This is a genomic window from Hymenobacter gummosus (assembly GCF_003970915.1).
In the GTDB taxonomy this organism is placed as follows: Bacteria; Bacteroidota; Bacteroidia; order Cytophagales; family Hymenobacteraceae; genus Solirubrum; species Solirubrum gummosum.
In genome coordinates, this window is record NZ_RXOF01000001.1 from 549,343 (window position 1) to 564,740 (window position 15,398).

The 15,398-nt window shown below is 59.3% G+C and carries 12 protein-coding genes; 3 read left to right on the forward strand and 9 right to left on the reverse strand.

Annotated features, from left to right (window positions below; translation table 11 throughout):
- Positions 1-10: 10 nt before the first annotated feature.
- The 5 genes from atpF to EJV47_RS02430 all read right to left on the reverse strand — a co-directional run bounded on the left by atpF (position 11) and on the right by EJV47_RS02430 (position 2,792).
- Positions 11-502 (reverse strand): F0F1 ATP synthase subunit B, encoded by a 492-nt coding sequence (gene atpF, locus EJV47_RS02410; RefSeq protein ID WP_126691537.1) that lies wholly within the window; start codon positions 500-502, stop codon positions 11-13.
- Positions 503-642: 140 nt separating this feature from the next.
- Positions 643-903, reverse strand: coding sequence for an ATP synthase F0 subunit C (gene atpE, locus EJV47_RS02415; RefSeq protein ID WP_111479763.1), 261 nt, complete (start codon positions 901-903; stop codon positions 643-645).
- A 69-nt stretch (positions 904-972) separates the two neighbouring features.
- Positions 973-2,058 (reverse strand): F0F1 ATP synthase subunit A, encoded by a 1,086-nt coding sequence (atpB, locus tag EJV47_RS02420; RefSeq protein ID WP_126691538.1) that lies wholly within the window; start codon positions 2,056-2,058, stop codon positions 973-975.
- Between the two features lie 32 nt (positions 2,059-2,090).
- Entirely contained in the window at positions 2,091-2,498 is a 408-nt protein-coding gene (locus EJV47_RS02425; protein WP_126691539.1) for a hypothetical protein, read from the reverse strand.
- Positions 2,499-2,570: 72 nt separating this feature from the next.
- A complete protein-coding gene (locus EJV47_RS02430) occupies positions 2,571-2,792 on the reverse strand; it encodes an AtpZ/AtpI family protein (protein ID WP_126691540.1) in 222 nt (73 codons plus the stop codon).
- A 277-nt stretch (positions 2,793-3,069) separates the two neighbouring features.
- On the opposite strand from EJV47_RS02430, the gene porW reads away from it, so the two are divergent.
- The 3 genes from porW to uvrC all read left to right on the forward strand — a co-directional run bounded on the left by porW (position 3,070) and on the right by uvrC (position 10,520).
- Complete coding sequence (porW, locus tag EJV47_RS02435; RefSeq protein ID WP_126691541.1) at positions 3,070-6,054, forward strand: type IX secretion system periplasmic lipoprotein PorW/SprE; 2,985 nt, start codon at positions 3,070-3,072, stop codon at positions 6,052-6,054.
- A gap of 102 nt (positions 6,055-6,156) precedes the next feature.
- Positions 6,157-8,505 carry a penicillin-binding protein 1A gene (locus EJV47_RS02440; protein ID WP_341539244.1) on the forward strand — a complete coding sequence of 783 codons (2,349 nt, stop codon included), beginning with the start codon at positions 6,157-6,159 and terminating at the stop codon, positions 8,503-8,505.
- Positions 8,506-8,699: 194 nt separating this feature from the next.
- The gene (gene uvrC, locus EJV47_RS02445) at positions 8,700-10,520 is read left to right on the forward strand and encodes an excinuclease ABC subunit UvrC (RefSeq protein WP_126691542.1); all 1,821 of its coding nucleotides are present in this window, start codon (positions 8,700-8,702) and stop codon (positions 10,518-10,520) included.
- A gap of 117 nt (positions 10,521-10,637) precedes the next feature.
- Here uvrC and porN read toward each other — a convergent pair whose 3' ends face one another.
- From porN to porK, 4 genes are all read right to left on the reverse strand, one after another.
- Entirely contained in the window at positions 10,638-11,618 is a 981-nt protein-coding gene (gene porN / locus EJV47_RS02450) for a type IX secretion system ring subunit PorN/GldN (RefSeq protein ID WP_126691543.1), read from the reverse strand.
- Between the two features lie 49 nt (positions 11,619-11,667).
- Positions 11,668-13,248 carry a type IX secretion system motor protein PorM/GldM gene (gene porM, locus EJV47_RS02455; RefSeq protein ID WP_126691544.1) on the reverse strand — a complete coding sequence of 527 codons (1,581 nt, stop codon included), beginning with the start codon at positions 13,246-13,248 and terminating at the stop codon, positions 11,668-11,670.
- Between the two features lie 71 nt (positions 13,249-13,319).
- Entirely contained in the window at positions 13,320-14,123 is an 804-nt protein-coding gene (gene porL / locus EJV47_RS02460) for a type IX secretion system motor protein PorL/GldL (protein WP_126691545.1), read from the reverse strand.
- 65 nt (positions 14,124-14,188) lie between these two features.
- Positions 14,189-15,205: a T9SS ring complex lipoprotein PorK/GldK gene (porK, locus tag EJV47_RS02465; RefSeq protein ID WP_126691546.1), complete on the reverse strand. Its 1,017-nt coding sequence runs from the start codon at positions 15,203-15,205 to the stop codon at positions 14,189-14,191.
- Positions 15,206-15,398 lie beyond the last annotated feature (193 nt).

Below are 15,398 nucleotides of genomic sequence, written 5' to 3' on the forward strand. Positions count from 1 at the left end.
CCTAAGACCCTTAGTTCAGTTTTACCTCTTGCAGGTAGTCGGTCACCAGCTGCTTTTGGGCAGCGGAGTCCGTGAGTTCACGGCGCAGGATGCGCTCGGCAATGTCGATAGACAGTTGCGCGGCCGTGTTTTTCACTTCGGCCAGGGCAGCTTGTTTCTCGTTCTGGATGGCTTCGCGGGCCTGCATGATCAGGCGGGCCCCTTCGTCGGTGGCCTTCTGCTTGGCCGTCTCGATGAGCTGGTTGCTCATGGCCGAGGCTTCCTTCAGAATACGGTCACGCTCCTGACGGGCTTCGGCCAGCAGCTTTTCGTTGCCGGCTTTGAGAGCCTGCATTTCCAGCTTGGCCTGGTCGGCCTGGCGCAGGGCGCCTTCGATGCTTTCTTCCCGCTCGCGCAGGCCAGCCAGAATGGGCTTCCAGGCGAGGGCACGGAGAAGGAGCAGCAGGATAACGAAGATGGCCAGCTGCCAGAACAGCAAGCCGAAACTAGGGTTGGTAAGCATGGTCGCTTAGCAGATTGCTAGGTGAGAAATGGGCCCCGCGCGGCGGCGCTACGGAGCCGCCCGAAACAACCCAATAACAGCATCTAGCCCGGCCCACCTGTCTTCTTGACGAAAAGCAGGCGGCCGGGCCAGTTATGCTACTACTGCAGTTTCAGAGCAATCAGCAGGCAGACTACGACGGCGAACAGAGCTGCACCTTCAACGAGGGCCGCTACGATCAGCATAGCCGTCTGGATTTTGCCCGAAGCCTCGGGCTGGCGGCCGATAGCCTCCATGGCGCTGCCGCCAATGCGACCGATGCCGAGGCCGGCACCCAGGATAGCCAGGCCAGCACCGATACCAGCGCCCATTACGGCCAGACCAACAGCATTAACGACCTGCAGCAACAGAGTGAGAAGCATAAAACAGGGGTTTGGGGAGTGTGAAAAGGAAAAATTTCAAATGAAAAGGAAAGCGAAGTCAGGCGCGGCTTAGTGAGCGTGCACGTGGGCCGGCGCGTCGGCGTCGTCGCCGCCGATACCGTAGTCGTGGTCGTCGTGCTCTTCCACGGCCCCGCCGATGTACATGGCGGTGAGCAGGGTGAAGATGTAAGCCTGCAGGATGGCTACCAGCAGCTCCAAGCAGCTGATGAACAAGCCGAAGGCCAGCGACAGCGGCGACACGGCCACCGAGTTGAAGATGAAGATCAGCGAGATGAAGCTCAGTATGATGATGTGACCGGCCGTGATGTTGGCGAACAGTCGGACCATCAAGGAGAAGGGCTTGGTGAAGATGCCGATTACTTCCACCGGCAGCATGATGATGCGCAGGGGCAGCGGCACGCCGGGCGTCCAGAAGATGTGCTTCCAGTAGTGCTTATTGCCGCTGAAGGTGGTGATAAGCAGCGTGATAAACGCGAAGAGGAAGGTCACGGCAATGTTGCCGGTGAGGTTGGCGGCCCCCGGCAGCAAGCCCAGCAGGTTGTTGAACCAGATGAAGAAGAAGATGGTCAGCAGGTAAGGCAGGTACTTGTGGTACTTGGGCCCGATGGCCTTCTTGGCTACTTCGTCGCGCACAAACAGGATGATGGGCTCGAAGAAGGACTGCAGGCCCTTAGGAGCCTTGCCGTGGTTTTTCTTGTAACCGCTAGCAACCGAGGTAAATACCACCAGCAGCAGTACTACGCTGATGAGCAGCGAAGCTACGTTCTTGGTGATGCTGAAGTCGTACACGGTCGAGCCGTCTTCGGTCACGAGATGCTCGTGCTCCAGCTTCAGGCCGTCGTAGCTTTCTTTAAAGTCGTGACCGAAGCGGCTGGAGGAGAAAACCGACAGGCCTTTGCCGGGGCGGTAGGCAATGATGGGCAGCGGCAGGGTCCAGTGCGTCTCGCCCAGCGTAGCAAAGTGCCATTCGTGCGAGTCGCCGATGTGGTGCAGAATCATCTCACCGGCGTTGAACTTGCCCTCTTCGGTGGCTTCAACCTGCGTATCGGCGGTGGTGGATACCTCCGTGGGGTGCTCCTGCGCGAAAACGGGCAGGGTCAGAATCCAGAAGACAAGGGCGAGAAACCGCTTCATTCAGAATGATTTAGGGTCAGTCGAGTCCAAAACTACGCCTCCTGGGAGGGCTGTTTTGAAAACGGGCGCAAGTTAGTCACGACGTTCCAGACTTCAAACCCGGTGTAGAGAAAATACAGGAGGAAGAACAGGCCCAAAAAAGTCCAAGTGCTGTGCCCAGCCTTGGCGCCACCCCGCACTAAATAGGTTACAACAACCACTAAAGCCAGTACCAAGCGCAACGCGGTGGTGCTGAACCAGGCCGTCATCAACGATTCCGGGTCGCGCTGAAAGGCCCGCCAGGTCAGCCAGAAGGTGAGGGCGGTGAGCAGCACGAAGAACAGCAGCAGCCAATCCGCGGCCGGGTGCACTACCGCCGCGCCGTACTGCAGCCGCAGGGCGTAGATGCCGGCGCCGAGCAGAACGGAAAAGATGAGCAGGTTGCGGAGGAAGCGGGTCATGAAGGCGGAACGCGGGTGGGCAGCGGGCGCGGAAGGCGGGGGGTTGGGCGGCAGTAAGAGCAACTGCCAGGTTTATTTGTCGCTGGAAACGGCGCGGATAATCTGGTACATGGCGCCGAACACTCCTAATAAGGACAGGACCACGGTGGCCCAGGGGCTCCAGCCGTACTTGCCGTCGAGCCAGGTGCCCAGCCAAGTGAACAGCCCGATGGTGACAATCATTTGCACGCCGATGCCCGAATAGCGGGCCAACTGGCTCTGGCGCTTGTCGGGGCGGGGCGTGGTTTCGGGCATGAATTTCAAATGAAGGCTGCAAAGGTACGCCAGGAAGTTCAAACCAGCAGCCAACCCGCACTAAATGAGGCGGAATCGGTGAAGCTAACCGGCCAGCTGCTGAAATTCGCGTACTTTTAGCTGATTTGCGGCGTTGTAGGCCGTTGCGCCCCGACCCAACCCAGCGGCTGCACGAAGGCTCGGCCCCCGGGCCTGAACCTCGTGTCGGTCTGAACAAAAGGGCGGCCCCGCAACGTTTTCCCCGCAACTCCTCCGTTCATCCCCCGCCCTGCTGCCCGTGCTGAATCCCGCGCGCTTTGCTTTTACCTCCGCCTGTGGCCTGTTTGTAGCCGGCACGGCCCTGCTGCTGAGCGGCTGCTCGGCCGAGCGGCACAACGTGGTGGCCCGCACCTACCAGAACATTACGGCCCGCGACAATGGCTACTTCCTGGCCCGCGAGAAGATGCGCGCCGAGGAGGCCAAGCTCTACCAGGAGCGCCCCAACGACTACAACCGCGTGCTGCCGCTGTTTCCGGTGGTCGACTCCATCAAGGCTATTCAGCTGATACCGGCCATGGACGAGGTGACCAAGAAAGCCTCGCTGCCCATTCAGCGCCGCGGCACCAGCGACTGGACCGACGACGCGTACATCCTCGTGGGCAAGGCCCGCTTCTATAAGCACGAGTACGAAGACGCGGCCAAGACCTTTAAGTACGTCAACACCACTAGCAACGACGCCAACGCCCGGCACGAGGCGCTGATCTGGCTGATGCGTACCTACATGGCTACCAAGCAGTGGGACAACGCCTCGGCCGTGTCGGACTTGCTGGACAAGGAAACGGGCAAGCCGGCCAACGCCCGGGAGCTGTTTCTGACCCGCGCCCAGTACTACCTGCACGAGGGCAACGACCAGAAGGCCATCGAAAACCTGCAGAAGGCCCTGCCGCACATCCCGAAAAAGGATGAGCGCAGCCGTACCCGCTACATCCTGGCCCAGCTGTACCAGAACAACGGCAAGGACAAGGAAGCCTACGCCGAGCTGAACAAGATTCTGAAGCGCAACCCGCCCTACGAGCTGGACTTTTTCTCCAAGCTCATGCTCGGGCAGGTATCGGACCTGAACCTGGCCGACCGGGCCCGCCTGGAAAAGTACTTCGCCAAGCTGCTGAAGGACCCCAAGAACAAGGAGTACCGCGACAAGATTTACTACGAAATGGCGCGGCTGGACTACCGCCAGCAGCGCTACGACCCGGCCCTGAAGCTGCTGAACCAGTCGCTGCGCGCCAACACTACCAATAAGGCCCAGCGCGGTTACTCCTACCTGTTGAGCGGGCGCATCTACTACGAGAACCTGCAGAAGTACCGCCTCGCGGCGGCTTATTACGACAGCACCACCAAGAGCCTGCCGCGCGAGACGCCGGAGTACGCCTCCATCAAGGAGCGCAGCGACATTCTGCAGGACTTCGCCAAGCAGATTACCATCATCGAAACGCAGGACAGCCTGCTGAACCTGGTGCGGCTGGACACGGCCGCATTGCGCACCAAGCTGCTGGCCTACGCCGACGCGGAAATGCTGCGGCGCAAACAGGAAGAAGAGCGGCAAGCTGCCCTGGCCGCCCGCGAAGCCAATCAAATGGCCCTGGGCATCGACCCGAAACGCACGGCCGAGGGCGACCCGCTGGCCTTTGGCACCGGCAGCACCGGGCAGGCTTGGTACTTCGATAATCCCACGGCGCTGAGCCGGGCCCGCGGCGACTTTGAGCGCCGCTGGGGCAGCCGCCCGCTGACCGACAACTGGCGCCTGAGCAGCCTGGCCACCACCGGTGCCCCTACCCCGGGCGCCGGCGCCCCGGTGACGGTGAGGGGCAACGAAAACTCGGCCGTAAACCCGGCCAGCCAGGCCTCGGCCAAGGTGGCGACGCCCGAAGACGAGCGGAAAGCCTTGGCAGCGCAATATCGGCAGGCCCTGCCCTTCTCGGCCGAAGCCCAGGCCCAGGCCGAGTCGCAGGTGCAGGAGGCCTTGTTTGCTCTTGGCGGCATTTACAACCAGCAGCTAAAGGAGCCGCCCCGCGCCATCGAGACGTACGAGCAGCTGCTGAAGCGCTTCCCGAAGGGCCCGCACACGGTGGAAACGTACTACACGCTCTACCTGCTGTACCGGGAGCAGAACGACCCGAAAGCAGAGCAGTACGCCCAGCGGCTGCGGACGGAGTTTCCGAACTCATCCTACGCCCGCCTGGTGGCCGACCCCGAATATCTGCGCCGCGCCTCGGTGGCCAATGAGGCCATGTCAGTACGCCTGGACTCGGCGTTTGCCATGTACAAAAAGCAGGAGTTCCGCAAAGCCACGGCCGTCATGGCCCGGGCCCGGCGGCAGTACCCCGAAACCGACCTGAACGACCGGGCCGAGTACCTGCAGGCCCTGCTGGTGCTGCGCACCCAGCCGCCCACCACGCACAAGGCCGTGCTGACAAGCTTCGTGCAGAAGTATCCGGAAAGCCCGCTCACGCCCCGGGTGCAGGAAATGCTGACGACCTACGGCAAGTACGAAGCGGGCAGCTTGGCCGGGGCCCTGGCCTCGACGGAGAAGCCGGTGGTGTCGTTCTTCCGCCCCGGCGAAGTCGATAACCGCATGCGCATCGACTACGAAAACGACGTGCCGCCCGCGCCCAAGCCGGTGACGCCCACTCCCGCGCCGGCTACGCCGCAGCCCAAGAATGATAAAGCCACCCCGGCGGCCGGGCAGCCCACGGCCGTGAGTGCCGGTCCGCAGCCCGCCGGCAAGCCCGACAAGGCAGCCAAACCGACGGAACAGCCGGCTGCGGCCACTAGCCAGCCCACCGCTCCGACTACTGCCCCCACGCAGCCCGTTCCCGCCGCCCCGACTACCCCGGCGCCGGAACCCTCGCCCTACATGGCCAACCTGGCGGCGGCGCACGCAGTAGCCATTGTGTACCCCAAGGATGCGGCGGCCTTCAACGACTTGCAGAACCAGCTGACGGCCTACAACAACCGTTACTTCAAGGCCAGCAACCTGCAAATTCAGGCTCAGCCGTTGGGCGCCACGCAGCAGGTACTCATCATTCAGCCCTGGCCCAACAGCAAGGTGGCCCAGAACTACGCCCTGAAGCTGCGCGGGCCGCAGGGGCCGCTGATGAAGCTGCGCAACGCGGGTTACCAATCCTTCCTGATTGGTATTGATAACCTCCCCGTATTCCTTTCGCGGGGCAACGTGGAGGAGTATCTACGCTTCGCCCAACCCGTTTACTCAATTAAAAATTGAGAATTAAAAATTAAGAATTGATTGGCCGGAAGTCCGGATGACGTCCACAACCAGCTGACAATCAATTTTTAATTCTCAATTTTTAATTTTTAATTCTCCTAAATGCCTACCGTTTCGCGGTCCAAATCTGCTTTCCGGCCCAAGCCCAACCGTCCCGAGCGTTTCAGTGCCATCGTCCGCACCATGTGGATATTATTTGGCGCGGGCATTCTGGGCTCGGTGCTCTACATTCTGGCCGTCAGCGTCAACTTCCTGAACCTGTTCGGCCGCATGCCGAACTTCAAGACGCTGGAAAACCCCAAGAGTGAAATAGCCTCCGAGGTGTACTCCGCCGACGGGGTACTGATGGGCAAGTACTTCCGCGAAAACCGCACGCCCGTCGACTACGAAGACCTGCCGCAGAACCTCATCGACGCGCTGGTCGCCACCGAGGACTCCCGCTTCGAGGAGCACTCCGGCATCGATGCCCGGGCTACGGCGCGCGTGGTGGCCGGCGTGGCTTCGGGCGGTATGCTGGGCAAGAGCGGCGGCGGCTCTACCCTCACGCAGCAGCTGGCCAAGCTGCTGTTCCGCACCCGCGAAGACCTGAACGACGGGGCGCTGAACGACGTGAAGGGCCTGGGCATGCTCATCACCAAGACCAAGGAGTGGATTCTGTCGGTGCGGCTGGAGCGCAACTACACCAAGCGCGAAATCCTGCGCATGTACCTCAACCAGGCCGAGTACGGCTCCAACGCCTACGGCATCTTCACGGCGGCCAAGACCTTCTTCAACAAGAAGCCGCGGAACCTGAACCTGGAGGAATCGGCCCTGCTGGTGGGGCTGGTGAACGGCCCGTCGGTGTTCAACCCGGTGCGCCACCCCGAGCGGGCCAAGCGCCGCCGCGACTGGGTGCTGAGCCAGATGCGCAAGTACCAGTACCTCGACGACGCGGCCTACAGCGCCGCCTTGGCCAAGCCCATCAAGCTCGACTACAAGGTGGAAAACCAGAACGAGGGCATTGCGCCTTATTTCCGCGTGGAGGTCAGTAAGATGCTGCGGCAGTGGGCCAAGGAAACCGAGCACGACCTGTACGCCGACGGGCTGAAAATCTACACCACCATCGACTCGCGCATGCAGAAGTACGCCGAGACGGCCGTGGCCGACCACATGAAGCTGCAGCAGAAGTGGTTTGATGCCCACTGGAAAGGGCAGCAGCCCTGGCGCGACGAAAACGGCCGCCTCATCCCGAACTTCCTGAGCACCTCCATCAAGCGCACGGAGCGGTACCGTGCCCTGCAGCTCCGCTTCCCCGACCACCCCGACTCGGTGAAGTACTACCTGAACAAGAAGTACCGCATGAAGGTGTTTACCTGGAACGGGGGCGAGAAAGAGGTGCTGATGTCGCCGATGGACTCCCTGGCCTACTACAAGCGCCTGCTGCACGCTGGCTTTATGGCCATGAACCCGCTCAACGGGCAGGTGAAGGCCTGGGTGGGGGGTATCAACTTTAAGTACATCAAATACGACCACGTGAAGCAGGGCAAACGCCAGCCCGGCTCCACGTTCAAGCCCTTCGTGTACGTAGCTGCCATCGACCAGGAATACTCGCCCTGCTTCCAGCGCCCCGACGTGGCTACCACCTTCCCGGCCGTAGCGGGCCGCCCGGCTTACACGCCCAAGAACTTCGAGGGCAGCTTCTCGGGCCGCACCTTCACCCTGCGACAGGCCCTGGCCCGCTCCATGAACTCTATCACGGCTTGGCTGGTGCAGAAGCTGGGCCCGCAGATGGTAGTTGATTACGCCCACCGTCTTGGCATCAGCTCCCCCATCGAAGCCGTGCCCGCCGTGGGCTTTGGCTCCTCCGACGTGAGCATCTACGAGCTGGCCGGCGCCTACAGCACTTTCGTGAACAAGGGCGTGTGGACGGCCCCCATGATGGTCACGCGCATCGACGACAAGAACGGCAACGTGCTGCGCGAGTTCGTGCCCCAGACCAAGGAGGCCCTGCGCGAGGAAACGGCCTACCTGATGACCTACATGATGCGCGGCGCCGTGGAGGAAAAGGGCGGCACCTCCATCATCCTGCGCACGGGCTTCAAATTCCCCTACCAGATTGCGGCCAAAACCGGTACTACCTCCAACTACTCCGATGCCTGGTTCATGGGCATGACGCCCGACCTGGTGTGCGGCATGTGGGTGGGCGGCGAAGACCGTAGCATCCACTTCCGCACCGGCGCCTACGGCCAGGGCTCCAAGCTGGCCCTGCCCATCTACGGCATCTTCATGAAGCAGGTGTACAAGAACAACAAGGATATCGGCATCAGCACCGGCGAGTTTCCCAAGCCCGCCGAGCCGCTCAGTATCGAAATCGACTGCTCGAAGTACTACGGCGGTCTGCGCGACACGATTCCCTACGAGCAGAAGCAGAATCCCGTCGACCTGAAGGACATCGATCAGGAAGACATTTAGCCCGCTCCGTCATCAGCCAAGCCCGGTTCCGGCCTCGTCGGAACCGGGCTTTTTCGTGCCCGTGGCGCCACGCGGCGCTCCGGATGCTATTCCCGGGTAAGCGGGCCGACATTACTGCGCTGAGCGTGAATTCTGCCAACCCTGCCGTTGTTTTGGTAGTTTAATCCCAGGCCGATTTCCCTTACCCTTTCCGTATGGCTGCCCAAGCCCACCTGCAAGACCAGATTCGTCAGCTGCCGCACCGTCCTGGCATCTACAAGTATTTCGACGTGGAGGACCGGATTATCTACGTGGGCAAGGCTGTGGACATCCGCAAGCGCGTCAGCAGCTACTTCACCAAGCAGGACCACAATAAGAAGACCCAGCAGCTGGTCAAGAACATCCACCGCATCGAATTCACCATTGTGGATTCGGAGTCGGATGCCTTTCTGCTCGAAAACAACCTCATCAAGCAGCACCAGCCCAAATACAACATCCTGCTCAAGGACGGCAAGACCTACCCGTACATCTGCGTGACCAACGAGCGGTTTCCGCGGGTGCTGCCTACGCGCAACAAAATCAACGACGGCTCCCGCTACTATGGCCCCTATGCCACTGGCACGGGCCTGAACGTGATTCTGGAGCTAATCCGGGCGCTGTATCCGCTCCGCACCTGTACGTACAACCTGAGCCCGGAAAACGTGGCTGCTGGCAAATACAAGGTTTGCCTGGAGTATCACCTCGGCAACTGCAAGGGCCCTTGCCAGGATTTGATTGACGAGGAAAGCTACAACTACCACATCCAGCAAATCCGCAACATCCTCTCCGGTAACCTGAGCGTGGCCAAGGCCTACTTCAAGGACCGCATGATGCAGGCCGCCGGTGAACAGCAGTACGAGCTGGCCCACCAGTTCAAGGTCAAGCTTGACAAGCTCGACGACTTCCAGGCCAAAAGCACCATCGTCAACGCCTCGTTGTCGAACATCGACGTGTTCAGCATTGCCTCCAACGAGAAGTCAGCCTTCATCAACTACCTCAAGGTGATGAACGGCTCCATCATCCAGACGCAGTCCCTGGAAGTGCAGAAGAAGCTCGACGAAACCGACGCGGAAATTCTGGCGCCGATGGTGATGCAGCTGCGGCAGGAGTTTGAGAGCGAGTCCAAGGAAATCCTGGTCAACGTGGAGTTGCCCGCTTTGCCCCTGCCGGGCGTGAAAGTGGCCGTACCCGAAATCGGGGACAAACGCAAGCTGCTCAACCTCTCCATCAAGAACGTCCTCTACCTGCGCAAGGAAAAGGAAGCCATGAACGAGAAGGGCAAGGAAGTAAACGAAGTACGCATCCTCGAAACGGCCAAGAAGGACTTGCACCTCAAGGAGCTGCCGCGCCACATCGAGTGCTTCGACAATTCCAACTTCCAGGGCGACAACCCCGTGGCCGCTATGGTGTGCTTCCGCAATGCCAAGCCCAGCAAGAAGGACTACCGCCACTTCCACATCAAAACCGTCGTCGGCCCCAACGACTTCGACTCCATGTACGAAATCGTCACGCGCCGCTACCGCCGCCTGCTCGACGAAGGCGCCAGCCTGCCCCAGCTCATTATTGTCGACGGCGGCAAAGGACAGTTAGGCATGGGCGTCAAGGCGCTGAAAGACCTCGGCCTCTGGGGGCAGATTCCTATCATCGGCATTGCCAAGCGCCTGGAGGAAATCTACGTACCCAACGACCCACTCCCCCTCTACATCGACAAGAAGAGCGAGACGCTGCGCCTCATCCAGCGCATGCGCGACGAAGCCCACCGCTTCGGCATCACCTTCCACCGCTCCCGCCGCGACGCCGCCACCCTCAAGACCGAGCTGACCGACGTGAAAGGCCTCGGTCCCGTCACCGCCGATAAGCTGCTCAATAAGTTTAAGTCGGTGAAGAAGATCAAGGAGTTGAGCGAATCGGAGTTGGTAGCCGAAATCGGCAAAGCTAAAACCAAAGTCCTGCTCGACTATTTCGCCAGTCAGGAATCATCTGCCGAAGCCAGCTAGCATCTGGCCGACCTTACAAAGCAAAAGCCCCCGCCAATCTTGGCGGGGGCTTTTGCTTGCTAGATCAATCGTTCACGAAATCCGTGAAATCCGACCAATCCGTCTAAATCCGTGATTCTAGAAGCTCCACAGGCTGTACTCGTAGTCGATCAGGTCCGAGGCAGCTTGCGAAGCAGCCAGGATGCCTTGCTTCGGGTCACCGTAGATTTCGTCGAGGCGCTGGTCGCCGGGGTTCGAAACCTTGGTGATGTAGGAGTTGAACAGCCACAGCTCAAATGCGTCAGCCAGATTCTTGTGCTGGGCGTCGTTCTGGGGGTTAAACCAGATGGCTTTGTCCGGGTTCGAGCGGAACACCTTCACCAAGTCGCTGTACTTGAACGTGCCAATCGGCTTGTCGATACCAGCGGCGTTGCCGGGAGCCGTTGCCGGCACTACCAGCGTGATGGTCTTGATGTCGTGATACATTCTCGACCGTTTCTTGTCGAAAATCATATCCTCTTTCAATTCCAACTGGTACAGGTCCTTCGGACGGTACTCGTAGCTCGGGGGAGCTGCCGGCTTCGGGGGCTCAACCGCCACGGTTTCGTAGATGATTTTGCCCTTCTTGTCCTTCAGCGGCTTGCCGTTGGCACCCAGCTTCGGCTGACGCTTGATCTTAGCAGCCGACGAAGTGGGGGTAGAGCCCCAGCCACCGCCGCCACCGCCCCAGTCACCACCACCAGTGTCCTCGGTCAAACCAGCTTTCTTTTCCTCCTCAGACAGGCCTTGGTTAGCCTCCTGGAAAGAAGAGTTGTTCTTGATTTCTTCCGAAGTGAAGGTAGTCGTGAGCGAGTCACTGCGGTAAGCCTGCAGTTCGCCGCGCTTCACGGCATCGAGAATCACGCGGGTGATTTCCTTGCCTTCCGAAAACATCGGCTTGTTCTGCTTCTCGCGCAGGTCAATCTGGCGCCACACCGTTTTGCGGAACATAATGTCCGTGCTCGGGATGGGACGGTAGGAGCCGTTGCTGCTGGCCGTCGTAGCCGTTTCCTGAGCCGACGCCGATACCGACAACGTCAGACCAACCGCCAGCGCGGCAAAGGAAGTGTACTTGTTCATGTGAGGGAAAGGATAAAAGGCAGCTGGTTAGTTCAACAACCAACCTGAATTACAGCAGCGGAACGTTGAAAGCTTTCGTCATGCGCACTTCCTCCTGCTCACCGCGGAAGTTCATGCGACGCACTTCTTTCACTTCAACGAACAGACGGTCACCTTCGCGTGCAGCGTTAACTACGTTGGTCAGGTTAGCATCCGGGCCTTCGAAGGTCATCGTCTGCATTGCGGGGCGACGGCCACGCACCAGCGTTACTTCGTAGCGGGTCACGCGGTAGCGGGCGTCTTCCGGCAGGAAGTTGGCAAAGCCCTGATCCGGCACGGCGCGCAGGCTCATGTTGCGAACGGCCGTGATGGGGGTACCTTGCTTTTCGTTCACTTCGCGGCCACCCACCAGGCACTTGATGTCCGGCTTGGGAATCGGACGAACCTTGAAGGTCTGCGAGCCGATAGCGTTGCCGCTGCTGCTCACGTTCAGGGTTACTTCGCCCGAGTTCGGCACCAGCGTTACCTCACCGGTTTTGGAACCGGTGATAACCTGGGCGCCCGAGGCCGAGAAGCCCGGCTTGTAGTTGGCACCCAGCGCCGGTACAGTCACCGTCAGCTTGTTGCCGCACTTGAAGTACAGAGCCTGTACCGAAGCCGATTGAATCTGCATTACGGGTTTGGTCACCATGTAAGGAACCTTCACCGTAAACGTCGTATCACGCCCGGCATTGCGGATGCGAACCGTACCGGTCCACTCTTTTTTTGCAACACCTTCTGCGTTGAACGCACCCGGGGTAGCGGTGAACTCAATCTTGCCCTTGCCATCCGTGACCTTCAACGGCGAACCGTTCAAGGTCATGGTCGGGGTAAGGCTCGAAGCCGATGCCGTCAGGAATAGGTCGGCCTTGTACTTGGTACCAGCCGCTACCGTGTTAGATTCCGCAGAGGCGAAAGCGCTGATCTTGTCGAATACAATGGTCTTGGCGCCCACTTTCTCGGCCAATCTGCCCAGCGCGTCAGCTTCGTACTCCAGTACCTCGGCTTCTTTCTGCGACAGCACGGCCAAAGCGGCTACCAGCGGCGTGTTTTCAAAGTTCAGTTCCGCAAAGTTCTTGCTCTTCTGCTCCTTCTCCGTCACGGCCGGGTCTTCACTTGCATCCAGTGCCAGGGTCTTGGCATCCGGCACGTAGGCCTTGATGTAGTCCGAGTATTTGTTCAACTCAGTCTTCAAGGGGTAGGCAAGACCGTTCTTGTTACCGCCCAGCATGAGTTCGGCGACTTTGTCTTCCGAGCTCATGTTCTTGTATTCGTTTTTGCCTTTGACGTTTTCCGTCTTCGCAATTAGCTTGTCCCGCACGTCGCGCAGGTAGGCTACCATGGCCTTGGTCCGCTCGCGTACTTGCTTGCTTTGCTCCAGAACCGCTAAGTCCTGCTTCTGACTCTGATTCTTTTTTACCTGAGCCTGAATACTCTCGATCTGCTTGTCGTTCGCATTATCGACCTTCTCATTGACGCCTAACAAGCTGTCATCAAGAAATTTGAACTTGAGCAGAATCGCGGAGTTTACTTGCAGCGCGAGAAGGGCAGTCAGTACCAAGTACATCATGCCAATCATCTTCTGCCGCGGTGTTTCTTTACCTCCCGCCATTGTTATTGTTTCCTATGAAAGAGACTTGGGTGGATGAAAACCAACGTCAATTCTTAGCGTGTCCCAGCTAATTAGCTGGTAGCACGCATAGCGTTCAGCATGTTGCCGTACACGCGGTTCAGCGAGTTCAGGTTGACCGTCAGCTTGGCCACTTCATCCTTGAACTGCTCGGTGTCTTTGCCAGCACTTACCAGGTTTTCCATAGCCTGGCTCAGCGTGCCGTAGAACTTGTTCATGGACTTCAGGTGCGTGTTGGCATCCTGCAGCTCCATCTCGTACACCGCGTTCAGCGCGCCCAGGTTCTTGGTCACGTTCTGCACCTGCAGGTGGTACTCCTTGGCATCGGAGGTAGCAGCCGACATGGCCGACATGGCATCGGCGGTCTGTTTGTAAGCGGTATTGATATTGTCCAGCGACTGAGCAGCCGTGCGTACGCGCTGCGTGTACTCGTCGGTAGCGTTGGTGGCGTCACCCAGCTTGGTCAGTTGCGAGGTGGTGGTCGTCAGGCGGTTCAGGCCCTCGCCCAGCGACTTGATGGCGTCGGGCGTTACGTTGGCGTCCTTCAGCATATCGTCGAGCTTGCGGGTAAGGCCCTTGCCCGAGTTATCAGCGGCAAACGAAGCGCTGTCGGTCGAGGGGTCGTAGCCCTCGGAGAGCTGCGGGTATACCAGAGCCCAGTCCGGGTCTTTGTGAACGGGTTGGAAAGCACTGAGTGCGAAGATCAGAGCTTCCGTGAGCAGACCCACCGTCAGCATCGCGTCAGCGCCCGGCAAGTGCCGGATCTTAAACAAGGCCCCTACAATTACAACCGCAGCACCGAGGCCATACACCATCGGCATCACCTTGTCAAAGAAGAAATTTCCCTTTTTGGCCATTTTGGGTAAGAAAGAAAGAAGTGGGTGTGAGGTTGACTTAAAAAAAGAGGGAAAACTGAGGGTGGTTACAAGCTATTGTTGGTACCCATACCGATTTGGATCAGCGCGCAGCGGAAACCGATGTAGGAGCGAGCCGAGTCCTGGTATTCAAAGTTACGGGTACCGGTTTCGAGGAAGTAGGCAATGTCCTTCCACGAGCCACCGCGCACAACTTTGCGCGGTTCGTTGTCATCGGGGTTGGTAGGGTTCATGTCCCACACCACCGGCATCGACGACTCCATGTAAGCGTCGTCGCACCATTCGGCCACGTTACCCGACATGTCGTACAGGCCGAAGTCGTTCGGGAAGTAAGCTCCCACCGGCGAGGTGTAAGCGTAGCCATCCGAAGCGTAGTCGCCACGGCCGGGCTTGAAGTTAGCCAGCATGCAGCCTTTGGAGTTGCGCAGGTACGGACCGCCCCAGGGGAAGCTAGCCAGTTCGCGGCCGCCGCGGGCAGCGTACTCCCACTCAGCCTCCGAGGGCAGGCGGAAGCCCGGTACGCCAGCTACGCCCGTTTCGGCAGCAGCAGCGTTCTTGTTCTTGGTGCGCCAGTTGCAGAAATACTTAGCAGCAAACCAGTCGACACCAACTACGGGGTACTCGTCGAAGGCGGGGTGGCTGTAGTAGTATTCCATCAGCGGGTCACCCATGTGGTAGGTGAAGTCGCGTACCCACACTGTGGTGTCGGGGTACAGCTCCGTCATGATGTATTCCTGGCCCAGTACATCAATCGAGTCCTGCATCACGGCGTTCATGAACTGCCGGTACTCGTTGTTGGTGATTTCCGTCTCGTCCATGTAGAAGCCGGCGATGGTCACCTGCTTGTTCATGTTGACCATCGAAGCGGCAATGTCTTCGTCGGTCTGGCCCATGTGGAAGGTTCCACCAGGGCAAGGAACCATCCCGAAAGGAACCTCCTGCGGGTTGAATTCCGGTCGGTCCTGAGCTCCTACCAGGTCACCCTGAGGGGCGTTGCCGAAGCTGCAAGCCCCCAACATCAAGGCCACGGAGGCGATGAGGGGCAAACCAAGAAACTTGTTCATGTGAGGGTGAAAGTGACTGTTCAGGCGGCGATACCCAAAGATTACAATTTTGCGCTTGGCAAATTTAGCGACAATGCTGTTCGCAAACAAGCGTTTGACCAAACCCCATCCGTTTGTCTACGAATTGGTTAGCCAATCCACCAAACGGAATGAGGTGCCGAGTTATTACACAGTGGCCAAAAACCGGTTTGCT

Coding starts and splice junctions, on each gene's coding strand:
- atpF (WP_126691537.1), bottom strand. CDS start 502: ATGCTTACCAACCCTAGTTTCGGCTTGCTGTTCTGGCAGCTGGCCATC.
- atpE (WP_111479763.1), bottom strand. CDS start 903: ATGCTTCTCACTCTGTTGCTGCAGGTCGTTAATGCTGTTGGTCTGGCC.
- atpB (WP_126691538.1), bottom strand. CDS start 2,058: ATGAAGCGGTTTCTCGCCCTTGTCTTCTGGATTCTGACCCTGCCCGTT.
- EJV47_RS02425 (WP_126691539.1), bottom strand. CDS start 2,498: ATGACCCGCTTCCTCCGCAACCTGCTCATCTTTTCCGTTCTGCTCGGC.
- EJV47_RS02430 (WP_126691540.1), bottom strand. CDS start 2,792: ATGCCCGAAACCACGCCCCGCCCCGACAAGCGCCAGAGCCAGTTGGCC.
- EJV47_RS02440 (WP_341539244.1), top strand. CDS start 6,157: ATGCCTACCGTTTCGCGGTCCAAATCTGCTTTCCGGCCCAAGCCCAAC.
- uvrC (WP_126691542.1), top strand. CDS start 8,700: ATGGCTGCCCAAGCCCACCTGCAAGACCAGATTCGTCAGCTGCCGCAC.
- porN (WP_126691543.1), bottom strand. CDS start 11,618: ATGAACAAGTACACTTCCTTTGCCGCGCTGGCGGTTGGTCTGACGTTG.
- porM (WP_126691544.1), bottom strand. CDS start 13,248: ATGGCGGGAGGTAAAGAAACACCGCGGCAGAAGATGATTGGCATGATG.
- porL (WP_126691545.1), bottom strand. CDS start 14,123: ATGGCCAAAAAGGGAAATTTCTTCTTTGACAAGGTGATGCCGATGGTG.
- porK (WP_126691546.1), bottom strand. CDS start 15,205: ATGAACAAGTTTCTTGGTTTGCCCCTCATCGCCTCCGTGGCCTTGATG.